The sequence below is a fragment of the Pseudomonas sp. MIS38 genome, assembly GCF_019891575.1.
GTDB classification, from domain to species: Bacteria; Pseudomonadota; Gammaproteobacteria; order Pseudomonadales; family Pseudomonadaceae; genus Aquipseudomonas; species Aquipseudomonas putida_A.
On record NZ_JAFLXF010000015.1, the window covers coordinates 99275 to 119678 of the forward strand.

General features: G+C 59.9%; 20 protein-coding genes and 1 tRNA gene. 16 read left to right on the forward strand and 5 right to left on the reverse strand.

Annotation, left to right across the window (positions count from 1 at the left end; genetic code table 11):
- Positions 1-32: 32 nt before the first annotated feature.
- The gene (locus J1G18_RS17935) at positions 33-578 is read left to right on the forward strand and encodes a 1,2-dihydroxy-3-keto-5-methylthiopentene dioxygenase (protein WP_027613329.1); all 546 of its coding nucleotides are present in this window, start codon (positions 33-35) and stop codon (positions 576-578) included.
- A gap of 4 nt (positions 579-582) precedes the next feature.
- Positions 583-1266: an acireductone synthase gene (mtnC, locus tag J1G18_RS17940; protein ID WP_223008196.1), complete on the forward strand. Its 684-nt coding sequence runs from the start codon at positions 583-585 to the stop codon at positions 1264-1266.
- Between the two features lie 192 nt (positions 1267-1458).
- On the opposite strand, the gene J1G18_RS28270 is transcribed toward mtnC, so the two are convergent.
- The gene (locus J1G18_RS28270; protein ID WP_027613327.1) at positions 1459-1737 is read right to left on the reverse strand and encodes a DUF3509 domain-containing protein; all 279 of its coding nucleotides are present in this window, start codon (positions 1735-1737) and stop codon (positions 1459-1461) included.
- Between the two features lie 379 nt (positions 1738-2116).
- Here J1G18_RS28270 and J1G18_RS17950 point away from each other — a divergent pair, with 379 nt between their 5' ends.
- The 10 genes from J1G18_RS17950 to J1G18_RS17995 all read left to right on the forward strand — a co-directional run bounded on the left by J1G18_RS17950 (position 2117) and on the right by J1G18_RS17995 (position 11428).
- Complete coding sequence (locus J1G18_RS17950; protein WP_223008197.1) at positions 2117-3955, forward strand: long-chain-acyl-CoA synthetase; 1839 nt, start codon at positions 2117-2119, stop codon at positions 3953-3955.
- A gap of 97 nt (positions 3956-4052) precedes the next feature.
- The gene (locus J1G18_RS17955; protein WP_098967928.1) at positions 4053-4571 is read left to right on the forward strand and encodes an ankyrin repeat domain-containing protein; all 519 of its coding nucleotides are present in this window, start codon (positions 4053-4055) and stop codon (positions 4569-4571) included.
- Positions 4572-4773: 202 nt separating this feature from the next.
- A complete protein-coding gene (locus tag J1G18_RS17960) occupies positions 4774-5304 on the forward strand; it encodes a hypothetical protein (protein WP_027613324.1) in 531 nt (176 codons plus the stop codon).
- 71 nt (positions 5305-5375) lie between these two features.
- A complete protein-coding gene (locus tag J1G18_RS17965; RefSeq protein ID WP_007960694.1) occupies positions 5376-5567 on the forward strand; it encodes a PLDc N-terminal domain-containing protein in 192 nt (63 codons plus the stop codon).
- A 255-nt stretch (positions 5568-5822) separates the two neighbouring features.
- Positions 5823-6698, forward strand: coding sequence for a polyamine aminopropyltransferase (gene speE, locus J1G18_RS17970; RefSeq protein ID WP_041068886.1), 876 nt, complete (start codon positions 5823-5825; stop codon positions 6696-6698).
- A 289-nt stretch (positions 6699-6987) separates the two neighbouring features.
- Positions 6988-7221, forward strand: coding sequence for a hypothetical protein (locus J1G18_RS17975; protein ID WP_027613323.1), 234 nt, complete (start codon positions 6988-6990; stop codon positions 7219-7221).
- A gap of 212 nt (positions 7222-7433) precedes the next feature.
- Entirely contained in the window at positions 7434-7781 is a 348-nt protein-coding gene (locus tag J1G18_RS17980) for a ribonuclease E inhibitor RraB (RefSeq protein WP_007960698.1), read from the forward strand.
- A 474-nt stretch (positions 7782-8255) separates the two neighbouring features.
- A complete protein-coding gene (locus tag J1G18_RS17985) occupies positions 8256-9665 on the forward strand; it encodes a circularly permuted type 2 ATP-grasp protein (RefSeq protein WP_083366520.1) in 1410 nt (469 codons plus the stop codon).
- A 12-nt stretch (positions 9666-9677) separates the two neighbouring features.
- Positions 9678-10628: an alpha-E domain-containing protein gene (locus J1G18_RS17990; RefSeq protein ID WP_027613321.1), complete on the forward strand. Its 951-nt coding sequence runs from the start codon at positions 9678-9680 to the stop codon at positions 10626-10628.
- Complete coding sequence (locus tag J1G18_RS17995) at positions 10625-11428, forward strand: transglutaminase domain-containing protein (RefSeq protein ID WP_098967930.1); 804 nt, start codon at positions 10625-10627, stop codon at positions 11426-11428. The genes J1G18_RS17990 and J1G18_RS17995 overlap by 4 nt, the downstream gene beginning before the upstream one ends.
- Positions 11429-11546: 118 nt before the next feature.
- Here J1G18_RS17995 and J1G18_RS18000 read toward each other — a convergent pair whose 3' ends face one another.
- Positions 11547-12314: a c-type cytochrome gene (locus tag J1G18_RS18000; protein ID WP_098968493.1), complete on the reverse strand. Its 768-nt coding sequence runs from the start codon at positions 12312-12314 to the stop codon at positions 11547-11549.
- Positions 12315-12952: 638 nt separating this feature from the next.
- Between J1G18_RS18000 and J1G18_RS18005 the strand changes: the two genes are divergently transcribed.
- The 3 genes from J1G18_RS18005 to J1G18_RS18015 all read left to right on the forward strand — a co-directional run bounded on the left by J1G18_RS18005 (position 12953) and on the right by J1G18_RS18015 (position 17146).
- A complete protein-coding gene (locus J1G18_RS18005) occupies positions 12953-14158 on the forward strand; it encodes an acetyl-CoA C-acetyltransferase (protein WP_027613317.1) in 1206 nt (401 codons plus the stop codon).
- Positions 14159-14183: 25 nt separating this feature from the next.
- Positions 14184-16328 (forward strand): 3-hydroxyacyl-CoA dehydrogenase NAD-binding domain-containing protein, encoded by a 2145-nt coding sequence (locus J1G18_RS18010; protein WP_223008198.1) that lies wholly within the window; start codon positions 14184-14186, stop codon positions 16326-16328.
- Between the two features lie 95 nt (positions 16329-16423).
- A complete protein-coding gene (locus J1G18_RS18015; RefSeq protein ID WP_095139972.1) occupies positions 16424-17146 on the forward strand; it encodes an amidotransferase in 723 nt (240 codons plus the stop codon).
- Between the two features lie 98 nt (positions 17147-17244).
- On the opposite strand, the gene J1G18_RS18020 is transcribed toward J1G18_RS18015, so the two are convergent.
- The 3 genes from J1G18_RS18020 to J1G18_RS18030 all read right to left on the reverse strand — a co-directional run bounded on the left by J1G18_RS18020 (position 17245) and on the right by J1G18_RS18030 (position 19976).
- Positions 17245-18216 (reverse strand): magnesium and cobalt transport protein CorA, encoded by a 972-nt coding sequence (locus J1G18_RS18020; protein ID WP_134785832.1) that lies wholly within the window; start codon positions 18214-18216, stop codon positions 17245-17247.
- A 131-nt stretch (positions 18217-18347) separates the two neighbouring features.
- Entirely contained in the window at positions 18348-19070 is a 723-nt protein-coding gene (locus tag J1G18_RS18025; protein WP_223008199.1) for a 1-acylglycerol-3-phosphate O-acyltransferase, read from the reverse strand.
- 216 nt (positions 19071-19286) lie between these two features.
- Positions 19287-19976, reverse strand: coding sequence for a crotonase/enoyl-CoA hydratase family protein (locus J1G18_RS18030; protein WP_064586733.1), 690 nt, complete (start codon positions 19974-19976; stop codon positions 19287-19289).
- 295 nt (positions 19977-20271) lie between these two features.
- Between J1G18_RS18030 and J1G18_RS18035 the strand changes: the two genes are divergently transcribed.
- Positions 20272-20361 (forward strand) — tRNA-Ser (locus J1G18_RS18035).
- Positions 20362-20404: the final 43 nt, after the last annotated feature.

Sequence of the window (20404 nt, forward strand, 5' to 3'; positions counted from 1 at the left end):
CGGACGGCAAGGCCGATACCGAGGAATTGCCCATGAGCAGCCTGTCCGTCTATCACGTATCCAGCCCCGAGATTCCGAACAAGGTGCTGACCCATTTCGAAGACATCGCCTCGACGCTCGCCGAGCAGGGCGTGCGCTTCGACCGCTGGCAAGCCGCCGCGAAGATCCAGCCCGGCGCCAGCCAGGAAGAGGTGATCAGCGCCTATCAGGAGCAGATCGACAAGCTGATGACCGAGCGCGGTTACATCACCGTCGATGTGATCAGCCTCAACAGCGATCACCCGCAAAAAGCCGAACTGCGCGCCAAGTTCCTTGAAGAACACCGCCATGGCGAAGACGAAGTGCGTTTTTTTGTCGCCGGTCGTGGCCTGTTTACCCTGCACATCGACGATTACGTCTACGCGGTGTTGTGCGAGAAGAACGACCTGATCTCGGTGCCGGCCGGTACCAAGCACTGGTTCGACATGGGCGAGCACCCGCACTTCGTGGCGATTCGCCTGTTCAACAACCCGGAAGGCTGGGTCGCGAATTTCACCGGCGAAGACATCGCCGGGCGCTTCCCACGTCTGGAGGACTGAGCCGATGCCGATCAAAGCCATTGTCACTGACATTGAAGGCACCACCAGCGCGGTGAGTTTCGTTTTTGATGTGCTGTTCCCGTATGCGGCCAAACACCTGCCGGACTTTGTTCGGCAGAACGCCGAACGTGCCGATGTCGCCGAACAGATCGCCGCCGTGCGCCGCGACAGCAACGAGCCGCAGGCCGATGTTGAACGGGTTGTTGAAATTCTCTTGAGCTGGATCGAGGAAGATCGCAAAGCCACGCCGCTCAAAGCCTTGCAAGGCATGGTCTGGGCGCAGGGTTATCACGCCGGGCAGTTGAAGGGCCACGTGTACCCGGATGCCGTTGAAGCGCTCAAGCGCTGGCATCAGGCCGGTTATCAACTGTTTGTGTATTCGTCGGGTTCGATCCAGGCGCAGAAGCTGATCTTCGGCTGCTCCGAGGCGGGGGATCTGACACCGCTGTTCAGCGGGTATTTCGATACCACGTCGGGGCCCAAGCGTGAGGCGCAGTCTTACACCAACATTCAACAGGCGATTGGTGTCGAACCGCAGGACATTCTGTTTCTGTCCGACATCGTTGAGGAGCTGGATGCCGCTCAATCGGCAGGCCTGCAGACCTGCGGCCTGGCGCGCGAGGGTGGGGAGCTGGGCAGCCATATCACCGTCGACAGCTTCACCGGCATCGAACCCGAAGCCTTTTAACCACCCTCGATCCAATGTGGGAGCGGGCTTGCTCGCGAAAGCGGTGTGTCAGCCAAATATTTTTGACTGACACACCGCTTTCGCGAGCAAGCCCGCTCCCACACGGAGTTTTGCATCAGCCAAAAAAACAGGCCGGACAGTGAAAGCTGCCCGGCCTGTTTTTGTTTAAAGCTGTTTAAAGCTTCGAATCAATTACAGCGAGTGATACGTCGGCAGGGCAAAACGCTGCTGGCTTTGCAGCATCGCAATCTGCGGCAGCTCACTGGCTTCTTCCGCCAAGTCACGACGGATCGCGCTGATCGCCCACGACAGTTGGTCGGCGTTGTGCATTTGCTGATACGTCAGGGCGCGCTTGAATACTTTGCCTTCACTGCTGCGCAGCGTCAGCAGAATCCCGCCATCGGGACGTGGCGCAGTGGTGACGTTGAAGTTGGAGAACAGCGAGGTAAATTTTTCTTGGATCAGGCTCATGTCTTTCAGCTCCGTATGCACTTGAATGGCAAGCATGCAAAGGAGGTTGCAGCGTTTGTGCCAGCACACGAAAAAATAAAAATGCTTATAAATCAATAATTTAAAAATCGTGAAATTTGCATTCGTCGTGCAATCTGCATGAATGGCCATCGTGCATCCTGCATTTTGCGGGATTCTCATGAGTTGAACGGAACCAAACGGCAAAGTCGTAATCACCGCCGCCGGGCGTGACAGGGCGGATACAAAACATTGCAAAAACCGCGTGTACAGGCCGAGAAGCGCTGACGTATTTTCGATCTCGACCTTGCCCACAACGCAGGTCATGCCCACAGCCCGAACAATAAAAAAACCGGCCGACCAGGCCGACCGGGGAGCTGCCATGCGTCACGCGTCGAGCGACACGATTACCTGGAGCATGATGCTCCGCAAACTGCCGACGATCGCCAAAGCCATCCCGCGGGTGGTCAAGGGCATGAAAGTCGCCAACGTCACGGATCCGACCCAAACGTGTGGCCTCGGCTGGACCTTCGAGCAAGCAACGCTGCGCAATCCAGAGGGGCAGGCGATCTTGCAGGACGACGTCTTGCTGACCTATGCGCAGGTCAACCAGTGGGCCAACTGCATCGCCCACTATCTGAGCGCGCAGGGCATCGGCAAGGGCGACGTGGTCGCGGTGTTCATCGAAAATCGTCCCGAGCTGCTGGTGACCATTGTGGCGCTGGCCAAACTCGGCGCGGTCAGTGCGCTGCTCAATACTTCGCAAACCCGCGACACACTGATTCACAGCGTAAATCTGGTGGCGCCGGTGGCGATTGTCCTCGGTGAGGAATTGCAGCCGGCGTTTGCCGCGATCCGCGAGCAGGTGTCGATCCCGGCGCAGCGCACCTGGTTTATCGCCGACCGTGACACCTATAGCCACCCAGGCATTGCGCCCGAGGGCTACGTCAATCTGATCAGTGCCAGTGCTGACGCCTGCACTGAAAACCCGCCCAGCAGCGGCGAAGTGTTCTTCGACGATCCGTGCTTCTACATCTACACCTCCGGCACTACCGGCCTGCCCAAGGCCGGGGTGTTCAAGCACGGCCGGTGGATGCGCAGCTCGGCCAGCTTCGGCATGATCGCCCTGAACATGACGCCCAACGATGTCGTCTATTGCACCTTGCCGCTGTACCACGCCACCGGCCTCTGCGTGTGCTGGGGCTCGGCGATCAACGGCGCTTCCGGGTTCGCGATCCGTCGCAAGTTCAGCGCCAGTCAGTTCTGGCCGGACGTGCGTCGCTACAACGCGACCACCCTCGGCTATGTCGGCGAATTGTGCCGTTATCTGGTCGATCAACCGCCCAGCGCCGATGACAGCCGTCACGCGGTGCGCAAGATGATCGGCAACGGCTTGCGCCCCGGCGCCTGGGCCGAGTTCAAGACCCGGTTTGCCGTCGAGCACATCTGTGAGCTGTACGCGGCGAGCGACGGCAATATCGGCTTCAGCAATATCCTCAACTTCGACAACACCATCGGTTTCTCGCTGATGGCCTGGGAGCTGGTTGCGTACGACCACGACAGCGGACAGCCGTTGCGCAGCGCCGACGGCTTCATGCGCAAGGTCGGCAAGGGCGAACAGGGCTTGCTGCTGGCACGGATCGACGAAAAAGCCCCGCTGGACGGTTACACCGACCCACAGAAAACCGCCAAGGTGGTGTTGCACGATGTGTTCAGCAAGGGCGACCGTTTCTTCAACACCGGCGACCTGCTGCGCAATATTGGCTTCGGCCACGCGCAGTTCGTCGATCGACTCGGCGACACCTATCGCTGGAAGGGCGAAAACGTCTCGACCACTGAAGTGGAAAACCTGTTGCTGCAGCATCCGCATATCTCCGAGGCCGTCGCCTACGGCGTCGAAGTGCGCAACACCAACGGTCGCGCCGGCATGGCGGCAATCACGCCCGCCGAATCCCTCGCGACCCTGGATTTCGCCGAATTGCTCGCATTCGCCCGTCAGCGCATGCCGGCCTATGCGGTGCCGCTGTTTCTGCGGGTGAAGGTGAAAATGGAAACCACCGGGACTTTCAAATACCAAAAGACCCGACTGAAAAACGAGGGCTTCGACCCGGGTCAGACAGGTGATGATCCGATTTACGCGTGGCTGCCTGGCACCCAGACTTACGTGCAAGTGACGGACGAAATTCTGGCCGATATTCATCAAGGCAAATACCGCTATTGAGATTGGCTATGGCACGACTTGAGAAAAAGGGGGTGACAGCTATCGTCGCGCTCGGGAAACTGTCGGCTTTGCGAATAACCGAAAGTGGAGTTGCCCTATGTCTGACCAGAGCCGCCAGATGACCCCTGAAGAAGCTGCCGAATTCACCGAGCAGGTTTTCAACAAGGCACGCGACGGTGATGCGCTGATGCTCGATCGGCTGATCAGCGCCGGTTTGCCGGTGAACCTGAAAAACAGCAAGGGCGACACGCTGCTGATGCTCGCCAGTTACTATGGCCACGTCGACGCGGTGCAGGTGCTGCTCAAGCACAAGGCCGACCCGGAGCTGCGTAACGGCAACGGCCAGAGCCCGATTGCCGGCGCCGCGTTCAAGGGCGATCTGGCGGTGGTCAAGGCACTGGTGGAAGCGGGCGCCGAGATCGAAGGCTCGTCGTTCGATGGCCGCACCGCGCTGATGATGGCGGCGATGTTCAACCGCGTTGAAATCGTTGATTACCTGATCAGTAAGGGCGCCGACCCGCAAGCCAAGGATGCCAATGGCGTCACCGCGCTGGACGCGGCCCGCACCATGGGCGCGGTCGATACCACGGCGCAGCTGGAAAAACTGCTGGCCTGAGGACTGTCGAGATTCTGTGGCGAGGGAGCTTGCTCCCGCTCCAGTGCGCAGCGCTGGTAAAAATGGTGAACTCACTGTTTGGGGTCGCTTCGCGCGCCAGCGGGAGCAAGCTCCCTCGCCGCAGATGTTCTGTGTGCAGCTTGAGGTTGCAATGCGCTATCCTCCGCGCCCTCAAATTCAACCTTCCACAGGATCCGCCCTCATGAAAGCCGCACTCGTCGAACTCATCAGCAAAATCAGCTCCGGCTGCATGGGCGAGGACGAGATCCTGAATGTGGCCGACGAAGCGGCGCAGGCCTACGCCGATGCCGACGCCTTTCTGGCAGCCAACCCGGACATCAACTACGACGACACCTTCCCGATCCCGCTGGGCGAGTGGGTGGTGGTCGGCAGCCTGCCGGAAACCGTGCTGTTCCAGGCTGATACCTACGCTGACCTGTTCGCGCAGATCGTCGCCTCGTTTGGTCCGGGCGTGGATTTCAACCTCAAGCCCAAGCAACTGGCCAAGACCGAAGCGCTGACCGCACTCAACCGCATCCAGGTGCAGATGAGCAGCCTGAACAAGGAAAACGGCGGTTACACGCTGATGAACTTCAGCCAGTTGCTCGACGACGAGCTGCAAGTGGTGCTGGTCTATGGCAACGACGTGCCACGGGTGCTGGAGCTGTGCGCCGAAGTCGGCATCGCTGCCGCGCCTTCGCTGGAAGCGCTGAAGGTCGCCGTTCACGTCTGAACGCAATAAAAGGGAACCCTGCGCGCGACCGTCTATCCTAAAAGTGCATGCCACTATTCTGGAGCGACACCATGGGTTCCACGTTCAACGGTCTGATTGGTCTGATCATTCTTGCCCTCGATATCTGGGCGATCATCAACGTACTGAAAAGCGGCGCCGAGACCGGGATGAAAATCCTCTGGGTTCTGCTGATCATCCTCCTGCCAGTACTGGGCCTGATCATCTGGGCGATCGCCGGGCCACGGGGCAATGTGCGGGTCTGACGCTTTCCCGAAAACACGCTGATCCCCTGTGGGAGCGGGCTTGCTCGCGAAGGCGATTGTTCAGTCGAAACACAGGTTGAATGACACTCCGCTTTCGCGAGCAAGCCCGCTCCCACATTGGTCTTGTGGTAGCTCCAGAGTGTGCCCTGTCGGAGGAAGGTTCGACCTGTCATCTTCGGCAACGTAGAATGCGCGCCTTTCCCGGGCAATCGTCCCCCACGATTGGCGCCCGCGCATTCATCGGAGCACTTGACCATGACCGTCACCAAAACCAGCGAGTACCTGGAAACCCTCTACGAAGGCTACGGCCAGCGTTTTCGCATGGAAAAACTGCTGCACGAAGTGCGCACCGAACACCAGCACCTGGTGATTTTCCAGAACCCGCGCATGGGCCGGGTGATGGCGCTGGACGGCGTGATCCAGACCACCGAAGCCGATGAATTCATCTACCACGAAATGCTCACCCACGTGCCGATCCTCGCCCACGGCACCGCCAAACGCGTGCTGATCATCGGCGGCGGCGACGGCGGCATGCTGCGCGAAGTGACCAAGCACGCCAGCGTCGAGCACATCACCATGGTCGAGATCGACGGCACCGTGGTCGACATGTGCAAGGAATTCCTGCCGAACCACTCCAAGGGCGCCTACGACGATCCACGGCTGAACCTGGTGATCGACGACGGCATGCGTTTCGTCGCCACCACCACGGAAAAATTCGACGTGATCATCTCCGACTCCACCGACCCGATCGGCCCGGGCGAAGTGCTGTTCTCGGAGAACTTCTATCAGGCGTGCCACCGTTGCCTGAACGAAGGCGGGATCCTCGTGACCCAGAACGGCACGCCGTTCATGCAGATCGACGAAGTCAAAACCACTGCCGGTCGCCTGCGCAGCCTGTTCCCGGACTGGCACTTCTATCAGGCGGCCGTGCCGACCTACATCGGCGGTTCGATGACCTTTGCCTGGGGCTCGACCAACCCGGCCTACCGCAAGCTGAGCCGTGAAACCCTGCAACAGCGCTTCATCGGCAGCGGCATCGTCACCCGCTATTACAACCCGGAAATCCACATCGGCGCATTCGCGCTGCCGCAGTACGTGCTGCAGGCGATCAACAAGCCAAGCAACGACTGACGCACTATTCCCGGATCGGTGATAGATCCCCTGTGGTGAGGGGATTTATCCCCGACCGGCTGCGCAGCAGTCGTAAAATCGGCAGACGCGTTGGAACTGACACTATGCGTTCGCTGAATTCAGGGACGCTTCGCGCCCATCGGGGATGAATCCCCTCGCCACACAAGCCTGTTTCCCCATCGGTTAATTTTTTTTCATGTTCGTCCGCTGCAATCCTTTTGAACGATCAATCTCGCCAAAAGTCGAGATAGTAGTAAGCCCATTTGCGGGTTTGATCGAGGAGGCACCGATGCAAAAGTGGAAAGTCACTTTCGTGGACGATCATGGTGAAATTGTCGATGAGGTGTTCGAGCGCGCGGAATGCCCCAGCGACGACGAGGCTGCACGCCTGATCAAGGAACGGCTCCTGCCGGTGGCCGCCGAACTGGATATGAACGATCTTGAAGGGCGCACCACCGATGCTGGCGTGAAAAGCCTGAAAACCCAGAACAGCATCGAAATCCGCAGTATCACGCCAATCTGAAATTCTTCCTGTCACTTGAAGCACCAGGCCTTGGCAGCAGCTCTATCTTGGGGCTACTCTGCAAGCGAGATCAGCGAAACAATCGCTAAGGTCTGGTCTTGTCAGCTACATGCTTGTTTCCCGCGTGCAACCACGTTGCCGAAGTACTTTGGCCTGTAAGGCCCGGGGCGGGAATACGGAAAGTCTATCCATCTATCCGAGGGGGACGATTCATGAGCACAGCCTATCAAGAAGACATCAGCAGCAATGTTCTGCGCCGCATGAAAGAAGGCGGTTTCGACTTTTCCCGGTTCCATCCCATCGAGTTCTACGCCATTTTCCCGGACGAGGAGCGGGCGCGCAGGGCGGCAGGCAAATTTCGTGGTGAATCCATCAATGCCCAGGTCAGTGCGCGCGACGATGGCGCCTGGTCGCTGGAACTGAGCAAAGTGATGTACGCAACCTATGACGACATTGGCGATTTCGAGCAAGGTTTCTCTGCCGTGGTCGAGCCGCTGGGCGGCATCATCGAGGGCTGGGGCGTCAAGCAGGAGGTGCGTAACCGCCATCGTCTGAACTGATCTCTGGTTTCAGGTATTGAGCAACGGCTGACCTTCGGGTTGGCCGTTGTCGTTTCTGGCCGCCGAATAGCCCGTGGCAAAACCCTGAAACAAGAATCCCGGGCAAAAAAAAGCCACCGGAGAGGGTGGCTAAAGGGAAGACCGATAAGGAGAGGAAACCGGTCAGGGTTACGGCCTGCGGGGACTGCGCGGGCAGTCCGGATCAGTGGAGCTGAAGTCTTCACCGGGGAAGTTTTCAGCGGATGCGCCGATTATCCGCAGCTCGGTGCGAGCGGTGAAATCAACTCTGACTATGCTGGTGATAGGCGATGCAATGCGTCGCAATGAGGCGGGGGCAATCGGCTTGGGGCATTTGCCGCACAGGAATGGTGCGGTGCTTGCGGCGTGATTATCCAACCGATTGAAATCAAAGCGTTTATGCCGATGGCACGGGCCTTGCGAAGGCCTGTAGGTCCGGGTGACAAGGAGTACGGCATGATCCGCACCTATTTTGATGAAATGTACGATGCCGGCGGCCAGGTCCGCCCGCATTACCGGGAGTTCGCCCGCTGGCTGGCCGACACGCCTGACGAGTTGCTGGCACAACGGCGACGCGAGGCCGATCTGCTGTTCCACCGGGCCGGGATCACGTTCACGCTCTATGGCGACGAGCAGGGCACCGAGCGCCTGATTCCGTTCGACACCATCCCGCGCAGCATTCCCGCCAGCGAGTGGCGGATCGTCGAGCGCGGCTGCATCCAGCGGGTCAAGGCGTTGAACATGTTCCTCGCCGACCTTTATCACGAGCAGCGCATCATCAAGGCCGGGATTATCCCTGCCGAACAGGTGCTGGCCAACGAGCAGTACCAGTTGGCGATGCAGGGCCTGGATCTGCACCGCGACATCTATTCGCACATCTCCGGCGTCGACCTTGTGCGCGACGGCGATGGCACTTACTACGTGCTCGAAGACAACCTGCGTACTCCGAGCGGCGTCAGCTACATGCTCGAAGACCGCAAAATGATGATGCGTCTGTTCCCGGAGCTGTTCGCCGCCCAGCGCATCGCGCCCATCGACCACTACCCGAATCTGTTGCTCGACACCCTGAAAAGCTCCAGCCCGATCGACGACCCGAGCGTGGTGGTACTGACGCCGGGGCGCTTCAACAGTGCGTTCTTCGAACACGCTTTCCTGGCGCGGGAAATGGGCGTTGAACTGGTGGAGGGCGCCGACCTGTTTGTGCGTGACGACAAGGTCTTCATGCGCACCACCGACGGGCCGAAAGCGGTGGACGTGATTTATCGCCGTCTCGATGACGCGTTCCTCGATCCGCTGGCGTTCAACCCCGATTCGATGCTCGGTGTACCGGGACTGTTGTCGTCGTATCGCTCGGGCAACGTGGTGCTGGCCAATGCCATCGGTACCGGGGTGGCGGATGACAAATCGGTGTACCCGTTTGTCACCGAGATGATCCGTTTCTACCTCGATGAAGAACCGATCCTGAAGAACGTGCCGACCTGGCAGTGCCGCAACCCCTCGGAACTTTCCCACGTACTGGCCAATCTTCCGGATCTGGTGGTCAAGGAAACCCAGGGCTCCGGCGGTTACGGAATGCTGGTGGGGCCGGCGTCAACCACGGCGCAGATCGATGCGTTCCGTGAGCGGATCAAGGCCAAGCCCCACGCGTACATTGCGCAGCCGACATTGTCGCTGTCGACCTGTCCGACCTTTGTCGAAAACGGCATTGCGCCGCGTCATATCGACCTGCGTCCGTTTGTATTGTCTGGCCGCGAAACCCGGGTCGTGCCCGGCGGTTTGACCCGTGTCGCCCTGCGTGAAGGCTCCCTGGTGGTGAATTCCTCCCAGGGCGGCGGCACCAAGGACACCTGGGTGGTCGAGGATTGAAGGAAGCTTGCCATGTTAAGTAGAACTGCCTCGGATCTGTACTGGATGTCGCGTTACCTGGAGCGGGCGGAAAACCTCGCGCGGATGCTCGATATCAGCTATTCGCTGTCGCTGATGCCGCAGGACGGTCGCGGCGACGGTTTGCACGAACTGGCGATGCCGCTGTTGATCACCGGCACCCTCGACGATTATCTGGAGCGTCACGGCGAACTGCATGCCGAACGCCTGCTGCATTTCTTCGCCCTGGACGCGGCCAACCCGGCGAGCATCTACAGTTGCCTCGGCGCGGCGCGGGCCAGTGCGCATGCGGTGCGCGGGCGTATCACCGCGGACATGTGGGAGAACATCAACGCTACCTGGCTGGAGATTCGCGGCATTGCCGAGCAGGGCCTCAGTCGTTACGGCATGAGCCGTTTCTGCGAGTGGATCAAGGAGCGCTCGCACCTGTTCCGTGGCGCGTCCTACGGCACGATCATGCGCAACGATGCGTTCCGTTTCATTCGTCTGGGGACGTTCATCGAGCGTGCGGATAACACGCTGCGCCTGCTCGATGCGCGCTATGAAATGGCCGGCGATCAGGCCGAGGCCGTCAGTGACGGTACGGCGCACGCCTATTACCAGTGGAGTGCACTGTTGCGAGCGCTGTCATCGTTCGAGGCCTACACCGAGATCTACCGCGACGCACCCGGCGCCCGGCATGTCGCCGAGCTGCTGCTGTTGCGCGCCGATGTGCCGCGCTCGCTGCGCGCCTGCACCGAGGAAATCGACCAGATCCTCGCCCAGTTACCCGGCGCCAATGGCCGTCCGGCACAACGCCTTGCTGCCGAAATGGACGCACGCCTGCGCTACACCGGCATCAACGAAATCCTCGCCGAAGGCCTGCACGCCTGGCTCACCGAATTCATCCCGCTGGTGCGCCAGTTGGGCAACGCGATTCACAGTTCATACCTGGAGGCTGCATGAGACTTTCCATAAGCCACGAGACCACCTATCACTATGAAGATCAGGTGCGGGCGAGCATCCAGTATTTGCGCCTGACCCCGCACGACAGCGAGCGTCAGCACGTGTTGAGCTGGCAACTCGACCTGCCGCGTCCGGTGCGCGCCCAGCTCGATCCGTTCGGCAATATCCTGCATGTGCTGACCATGGATGAGCCGCACGAAGCGATCATCATCGGCGCCCGTGGCCAGGTCGATATCGACGAATTGCGCGAGGCCGAGCATGAGAGCCAGTCGGCGCTACCGTTTCTGCGCTTCACCCGGCTGACCGAGGCGGACGAAGGGCTACGGGCGTTTGCCGACAAATCCTGCAAACAGCGGCGCGATCGCACTGCGCTGATCGACCTGATGCATGGTTTGAACCAGCACATCAGCTACACGCCGGGTTCGACTGAAGTCGACACCAGCGCCGCCGAAGCTTTTGCCGGGCGCGCCGGGGTTTGTCAGGATCACACCCATGCGTTTCTCGCCTGTGCACGTAGTCTGGGAATTCCGTCGCGTTATGTGTCGGGTTATCTGTACAGCGAGGACGCCGAGCATCTGGCCAGTCATGCCTGGGCCGAAGCGTGGTTGGATGACGCCTGGTACAGCTTTGACGTGACCAACCAGTTGGCCCGCCCGGAGCGGCATCTGAAACTGGCGGTGGGCCTGGATTATCTGGATGCCTGCCCGGTGCGCGGCATGCGCCGGGGCGGTGGTTGTGAGCAGATGCATGCGAAGGTGTTCGTGTCGCCGACGCCGGTTATTTCCGTGCAACAACAGTAATTTGCTTCACACAAAACCCTGTAGGAGCGAGCCTGCTCGCGATAGCGGTCGTCAGTTGAAGGATCAGTGACTGACACTCCGCTATCGCGAGCAGGCTCACTCCTACAGGGGAATGTCGTCAGGGCTTAACCTTGCGCCCAGCCATGTGTTGCAAATAGCCGATCAACAACTGCAAATCCCTCTCCGGCAACACCTCTGCCGAAAACCCCGGCATCTTCGCCTGAGGCCACTGGCGCAAGCTCTGTGGATCGCGAATGTAGCGCTTGAGGAAATCGGCGCCGAAATACTCGGTCGGGTTGTACGGAATATTCAAGTCCGGCCCGAACTGCGCATCTCCCGCACCGTTCAACCGGTGGCAGGCCAGGCAGTTCTTCTGAAACAGCGCAAAACCCTGATTCACCGGGTCATCCGCTTTCAGCTTGGGATCCGGCAACAGCGCCGGGAAGCGCTCGGCCACCGGCGCCATGCGCTTGATGCTTGCCACCTGAAACGGCCATTGCTCCGGGCTGATGTTGCCGGCCTGCGGGTCAGTCCACACCAGATAGAACGGCCCGGCACTGTGCTTGCCTTCGGACAGTGGCGGCCACGGCTGCGTCGGGTCCTCGATCGCCAGCCAGGCCTGCGCGCCTTTGCTGTTGAGCAACGGTGCAGCGTTCAGTTCGGCGGCAAACCCGTCCAGTGCCACCGCTTGCAGGTGATCGGCCGGTTTGATGCCGGTGAGCAGCGCCGCCACGGGCACGGCGCGATAAGTCATGTCCTTCTTGTAGGACACATCGTTCTTGATGGTCAGAGTTTGTGCTTGCGGATGCTTGAGCAACTCTTCGGTCTGCCAGGTGCGACTGTTCGCGCCCAGCTCCAGCGTGAGCTGCGCCGCAGACAAGGGCATGCTCAGCAGCAAGGCCCAGAACACAATGAGCGTTTTCAAATGATCGCCGTCCCTGTCGTGGAAGTGCGCAAAGGTTCGCACAGCCACGCTGGCCCGGGTAGCGGGCCAGTCACATTTTGTCTGGCGATAGCGGACGCCTGCCGCTTGAGTCAGCCAATCACCTTGGTCAGATTGGGCAAAATCAACAGCAGCGTGGTGGCGAAAAGAATGAGTCCTGCTTGACGAACTTTCGGTTGTTTGAACATGGCTTGACCGCCTTTATTGTTATTTCCTGATGTCTGCCTGCATATCCATGACGGCAAACGCTGCACTTCCTGTTGAAGAACGTCGGCCCCGGCAAAACCCGACGACCCTGACGTACATTTACTACCTTAGAGCCCGCGTCACGCTTGGCTTAGATCCATTTCATATGTATTTGCTGTCGTTTGCGATGAAAACGGCATGAGGCTTATTGCCAGCTTCTTCGCCGCCCGCTGGCTAGACAACTCGCTGACCTGAACCGGTTCACCTGAGGGTGGATGACCGTCCGTCTGAGCGTGCACGTCAACGTCATTGAGCGCTGTGGTCATTGAATTCATGCGCGCTCGGGACAACAGTGACACTACGAAATTCACTCACCGCACAGGTTCGAGGACGTCATGACCCAAGCTTTGATTTTCGATGCGTTACGCACGCCCCGCGGCAAAGGCAAGGCCGATGGCGCGCTGCACAGCGTCAAACCGGTGAATCTGGTCGCCGGATTGCTGACCGCACTGCAAAGCCGTACCGCGCTGGACACCAGTCAGGTCGATGACGTGGTGCTCGGCTGTGTCACGCCGATTGGCGATCAGGGCTCGGACATTGCCAAAACTGCGGTGCAGGTGGCGGATTGGGACGTTAGCGTGGCCGGCGTGCAGATCAATCGTTTTTGCGCCTCGGGTCTGGAAGCGGTCAACCTCGGTGCGATGAAGGTGCGTTCGGGCTTCGAGGATCTGGTGGTGGTCGGTGGCGTCGAGTCGATGTCGCGGGTGCCGATGGGCAGCGACGGCGGCGCCTGGGCACTGGATCCGCAAACCAATCTGCACAGCCACTTCACCCCGCAGGGCGTTGGTGCGGACCTGATCGCCACCCTTGAGGGCTTCAGCCGTGAGGATGTCGATGCCTACGCGTTGCACTCGCAGCAAAAAGCTGCACGGGCGCGGGCCGACGGCTCGTTCAACAAGTCGCTGGTGCCGGTGCAGGATCAGAACGGCATCATCCTGCTCGATCACGACGAATTCATTCGCGCCGAGTCGACGATGGAAGGCCTCGGCAAACTCAAGCCAAGTTTCGAAATGATCGGCCAGATGGGTTTTGATGCCACCGCGCTGCGGGTTTACAGCCACGTCGAGCGGATCAACCACGTGCACACGCCGGGCAACAGCTCCGGGATCGTTGACGGTGCGGCGCTGATGTTGATCGGCTCCGAAGCCAAGGGTCGTGCGCTCGGCCTGCAACCACGGGCCCGGATCGTCGCCACGGCCGTCACCAGCACCGACCCGACGATCATGCTTACCGGCCCGGCGCCGGCCACGCGCAAGGCCCTGGCCAAGGCGGGGCTGCGCGTGGAAGACATCGACCTGTTCGAGGTCAATGAGGCATTTGCCTCGGTGGTGCTCAAGTTCATCAAGGACATGGCGGTGGACCCGGACAAAGTCAACGTCAACGGCGGCTCGATCGCCATGGGCCACCCGCTGGGCGCGACCGGTTGCGCGATCCTCGGCACCTTGCTCGATGAACTGGAAACCCGGCGCCTGCGCTACGGCCTGGCGACGCTGTGCGTCGGCGGCGGCATGGGCATTGCCACCATCATCGAACGCCTCTGAGCCCCGAATTCAAGGAAACCTTGTTATGAGCGAAGCCATTCGTTACGAAAAAGGCCAGGACGCCATCGTCGTGTTGACCATCGACATGCCGGGCCAGAGCGCCAACACGATGAACGCCGTGTACCGCGATGCCATGGGCGCCTGCGTTGCGCGGCTAGTGGCGGAAAAAGACAGCATCGCCGGGGTGATCATCACCTCGGCGAAGAAAACCTTCTTTGCCGGCGGCGACCTCAATGAGCTGATCAAGGTCGGCAAACCCGAGGCCAAAGCGTTCTATGACATGGTGCTGAGCCTCAAGGGGCAGTTGCGCACCCTGGAAACCCTCGGCAAACCGGTGGTCGCGGCGATCAACGGCGCCGCGCTCGGCGGTGGCTGGGAAATCTGTCTGGCCTGCCATCACCGGGTGGCGCTGGACGATTCGATGGTGCAACTCGGTCTGCCGGAAGTGACGCTGGGCCTGCTGCCGGGCGGCGGCGGGGTGGTGCGCATGGTGCGTATGCTCGGCATCGAAAAAGCCTTGCCGTACTTGCTCGAAGGCAAAAAGGTGCGCCCGCAACAGGCATTGCAGGCCGGTCTGATCGATGAACTGGCGGCGGATCGTGACGAGTTGCTGGCCAAGGCGCGCGCCTGGATTGTCGCCAACCCGGGCGCGGTGCAGCGTTGGGACGTGAAGGGTTATCAGATCCCCGGCGGCACACCGTCGAATCCGAAAGTCGCGCAGATGCTGGCGATAGCGCCGTCGATCCTGCGCAGCAAGACTCAGGGCACGCTGCCGGCGCCAGAGAAGATTCTGTGTGCGGCGGTGGAAGGCGCGCAGGTTGATTTCGACACCGCGCACCTGATCGAAACCCGCTATTTCACCGAACTGACCACCGGGCAGATCTCGAAAAACCTGATCGGCACCTTCTGGTTCCAGCTCAACGAGATCAACGCCGGCAGTTCGCGGCCGCAGGGTTTTGCGCCATATGTCACGCGCAAGGTCGGTGTGCTCGGTGCGGGCATGATGGGCGCCGGGATCGCCTTCGTCAGTGCCTCGGCTGGTATCGATGTGGTGCTCAAGGACATCAACCTGGCGGCGGCCGAGAAGGGCAAGGCCCATTCGGCGGCGCTGCTGGACAAGAAAGTCGCCCGTGGCCAGATGACGGCCGAAAAGCGCGAAGCGGTGCTGGCGCGGATTCACATCACTGAAAATGATGCGGATCTGGCGGGTTGTGATCTGATCATCGAGGCGGTGTTCGAGGATCGCGAACTCAAGGCCAAGGTCTCGTCGGCAGCGCAAAAGATTGTCGGTGCTGACGCGGTGATTGCCTCCAACACTTCGACCTTGCCGATCACCGGGCTGGCGACCGCAGTACCCGATCAGAGTAAGTTCATCGGTCTGCACTTCTTCAGCCCGGTGGACAAAATGCCGTTGGTGGAAATCATCAAAGGTGCGCAGACCAGTGCTGAAACCCTGGCGCGCGGTTTCGACTTCGTCCTGCAAATCAAGAAAACCCCGATCGTGGTCAATGACAGTCGAGGCTTCTTTACCTCGCGGGTGTTTGGCACCTTCACCAATGAAGGCATCGCCATGCTCGGCGAGGGCGTGAGCGCGCCGATGATCGAGACCGAAGCGCGCAAGGCCGGGATGCCGGTCGGGCCGCTGGCGATCTCCGACGAAGTTTCCCTCAGCCTGATGAGCCATATCCGTCAGCAAACGGCCAAAGACCTGCAAGCGGAAGGGAAACCGCTGATAGAACACCCGGCCTTCGCCGTGATTGACTTGCTGCTCAACGAATACAAGCGTCCGGGCAAAGCCGCTGGCGGTGGTTTCTACGATTACCCGGCGGGTGGTCAGAAGCATCTGTGGCCGGAGTTGAAGACGCGCTTCGAGAAGGCCGACGGGCAGATTTCGCCGAAGGATGTGCGTGATCGTCTGCTGTTCGTGCAAGCCCTGGAAACCGTGCGCTGCGTGGAGGAGGGCGTGCTCACCTCGACAGCGGATGCCAACGTCGGCTCGATCTTCGGCATCGGATTTGCGCCTTGGACCGGCGGCGCCTTGCAGTTCATTAATCAGTACGGGGTACAGGACTTCGTCGCACGCGCGCAGTATCTGGCCGAGCAGTACGGCGAGCGCTTTGCGCCACCGGCCCTGTTGCTGGAAAAAGCCGCGAGAGGCGAGCTGTTTTAAGTGATCGGGTGAACGCTGCGGGGCTTGCCTTGCCGGGGTGTTTCAAGGCAGGCTCTGGGGTGTTCATTATTCCCATCACGTGTCAGGTATTTTTTATGTCGCTACGCATCTGCATTCTGGAAACCGACATCCTGCGTCCGGAACTGGTCGATCAATATCAGGGTTACGGGCAGATGTTTCAGCGCCTGTTCTCGCAGCAACCGATTGCCGCCGAGTTCACCGTGTACAACGTGATGCAGGGCGAATACCCCAGCGACGACCTGACCTTCGATGCGTACCTGATCACCGGCAGCAAGGCCGATTCGTTCGGCACCGACCCGTGGATCCAGACCCTCAAGCAATACCTGCTGACCCGCTACGAGCGTGGCGACAAGCTGCTCGGCGTGTGCTTCGGCCATCAATTGCTGGCGCTGCTGCTCGGTGGCAAGAGCGAGCGCGCCAGCCAAGGCTGGGGCGTCGGCACCCACAACTACAAACTGGCGGCCAAGGCGCCGTGGATGAGCCCGGTGCGAGAAGAGCTGACGCTGCTGATCAGCCACCAGGATCAGGTCACTGCGCTGCCGGAAAACGCCACGGTTATTGCCTCCAGCGATTTCTGCCCGTTTGCCGCGTACCACATCAACGATCAGGTGCTGTGCTTCCAGGGGCACCCGGAATTCATTCACGACTATTCGCGGGCGCTGCTGGATCTGCGCCAGGAAGCGCTGGGTTCGCAGATCTACTCGAAAGGCGTGGCCAGCCTGGAGCAGGAGCACCATGGCACCACGGTGGCGGAATGGATGATGCGGTTTGTGGCGCACAAGCCTGAGGCTGCTTGATAGCAGATCAAAAGATCGCAGCCTGCGGCAGTTCCTACATCGGGGTGGTTACACCCTGTAGGAGCTGCCGCAGGCTGCGATCTTTTGCTTTTGCTTCCCTACAACCACCCCGACCTCTTGAAACTCGCCCACAAACTCACACACCCCACCGTAATAAACCCCAACACAGCGAAATAGCCGTAGTGCCAGCTCAGCTCCGGCATGTTCTGGAAGTTCATCCCGTAAATCCCCGCCACCGCCGTCGGGAATGCCAGAATCGCCGCCCACGCGGCAAACTTGCGTTGCACCACACTCTGCCGCGACGCTTCCAGCAACACACCGACCTCGATGGTCTGGCTGGCGATGTCCGCCAGCGTAGTCAGGTCTTCCATCTGCCGCGTGACGTGAATCTGCACATCGCGGAAGTACGGGCGCATGTTCTTGTCGATGAACGGGAAGCTCAGCTTCTGCAGCTCCTCGCCAATCTCCACCATCGGCGCTGCATAGCGGCGCAGGCGCAACACGTCGCGGCGCAGACCGTGGAGTTTCTGAATGTCATGCTCGTTCAACGCACTGCACAGCACGTTGCGCTCCAGTTCATCGATCTCGGCATGAATCGCTTCGCCCACCGGTTGGTAGTTTTCGATGACGAAATCCAGCAGCGCATACAGGACGAAATCTTCGCCGTGCTCCAGCAACAGCGGCCGCGCCTCACAGCGTTGGCGGACATGCGCGTAGGACGCCGAGTGGCCGTTGCGGGCGGTGATGATGTAGCCCTTGCCGGCGAAGATGTGTGTTTCGATGAACTGCAAGATCCCATGTTCGCGGATCGGCGAGTAGGTGACGATAAACAAGGCGTCACCAAAGGTTTCCAGCTTCGGCCGGCTGTGTTTTTCCAGGGCGTCTTCAATGGCCAGTTCGTGCAGGTTGAACTGGCGCTGCAGATTGGCCAGCTCCTGAGCGTCCGGCTCTTCCAGGCCGATCCAGACAAAATGTCCGGTTTTTGCGGCCCAGGCGGCACCTTCGTCAAGCGTGATATTGGTGACTTTCTTACCGGCGCTGTAAACCGCAGCAGCAACAACTCGACCCATGGTAGTGGTTCACTTCTTCTTGGCAGATGGCAGGGAATACAAGGCTTCAGCTTAGCTGTGTCGCTGCTTGAGAGTCAGTGAAATCTGTACAGTTCACCCGGCAAAAGAAAACCCGCACAAGGCGGGTTTTTTTACGCAGCCTGCAGCTGCTGATCCATCGCGGCGATGCATTCGCGCATCTGCTCGCGGCACTGGGACATGAGCATGGGCATGTCATCCATGGTCAGCCCGGCTGTAGGAATCGCCGGCAGCGAGCGTATGAGAATGTTCCCGCTGCGCCAGCGGTTCAGGCGCATGTGCTTGATGTAGCTGCTGACGCACACCGGCATGATCGGCACACCGGCGGCGATCGCCATCTGGAACGCGCCTTTCTTGAACGGCAGCAGTTCTTCACCGAGGTTGCGCGTGCCTTCCGGGAATACCCAGATCGACGTGTCTTCGTGCTGCAAGGTGTGGGTGGTGGTGAGCATCGACTTGCGCGCCTTGTGCGCGTTGCCACGATCAATCAACACGTTGCCCGCGAGCCAGAACAGTTGCCCGAACAGCGGCACCCATTTCAGGCTTTTCTTGCCGATGCACACGGTCCGCCGGGGCACCACGTTGCCGAACACGAACAGGTCGTAGTTGGACTGATGGTTGGCGACAATCACGCAACTGTCTGGCTTGTTCATCAACGGGCCGACGTCGGCTTTTACCCGCAAGCGCAGTATGCACATGGCCGGAAGCGCGTAGAGGCGGGCGCACAGTCGGCTATTGTCCGGATTGAACGGCCGGCACAGCCCGAGGATCACCCCCAACACGCCGGCCAGAATAAAGTGCAGGCCCATCAATAACATACGAAACACAAACAGCATTTTCAGGCCCCACCGGGACAAAAGGTGGCGCAGTGTACGGATGTGCACTGTTTTCGGCAATTGCTGCTATAGAGTCCGGAGATAGGCGATGTTTAAGCGCATGTTTCCGAGTTGATTGTCAGAGCCGTGCTAGAGCAGTCGACGCTCGATCAACCGAACGCGCAAGAAAAAGCCCGACACGACGGTCGGGCTTTTCTTTGGCTCGGGAGCGCGGGCTTAGCCCAGATGTTCCTGATCCTGGATGATCGCGTTGTCGAGGGCTTCGAGCAGCGCCTTGCGCACTTTGAGCTTGGTGTTCTTGTGCGCGTTCATGTTGATCTTCTTCAACTGACGCGCCGCGGCCAGGGCTGCGCCTTGCAGCTCTTCGGCAGCCACCACCTTGTCGAGGAAACCGGCATCCACCGCGCTTTTCGGATCAAACATCTCGCCGTTGATCACCGAACGGTGGAACGCCGAGCGGCGCAGGCGATCACGCGCCAGCTCGATGCCGGCGTGGTGCATGGTCATGCCGATCTGCACTTCGTTCAGACCGATGCTGAACGGGCCGTCGACACCGATGCGGTAGTCGGCGGACAGCAGCAGGAATGCACCTTTGGCCACGGCGTGGCCTGGGCAGGCAACGATCACCGGAAACGGGTGGGACAGCAGGCGACGGGCGAGTGTCGAACCCGCAGTCACCAGCGCCACGGCTTCTTTAGGCCCGGCGGTCATCACCTTCAAGTCATAGCCGCCCGACAGAATCCCCGGCTGACCGGTAATGATCACGATGGCACGATCAGTCTTCGCCTGATCCAGCGCCGCGTTGAACGCCGCAATCACGTCCGGGGAAATGGCATTGACCTTGCCGTTGTTCAAGGTCAGGGTCGCGATACCGTCTTCGAGGTGGTAGGCAATCAACTCACTCATGACGCTATTCCTTGTAAGAAAGATGGGCAGACGTTACCCACCGCCGTAGGCCAGGTAAAGCACTGTGACTGACTCGCCGGTCACCGTTTCCGGCTGCGCCCGGCGTAGCACACCGTTCTGCTTCTATATAGAAGGGCGGCCGTCACCAGAGATTGGCCGGTTTGCCATCGCCTAGGGTGGGGCGAAACGCCTTTTTGTCTTAACCGCATGAAAATTCTGAAAAAAAGTTTGCCATCAGAAAAGCTTTCGACTACATTAGCGCGCCTCGACAGACAGAACATGTTTGAAGAGATACGGTGAAGTGTCCGAGTGGCTTAAGGAGCACGCCTGGAAAGTGTGTATACAGGAAACTGTATCGAGAGTTCGAATCTCTCCTTCACCGCCAAATTTGAAACGACTAAACCCCTGAAAACGTTAAGGTTTTCAGG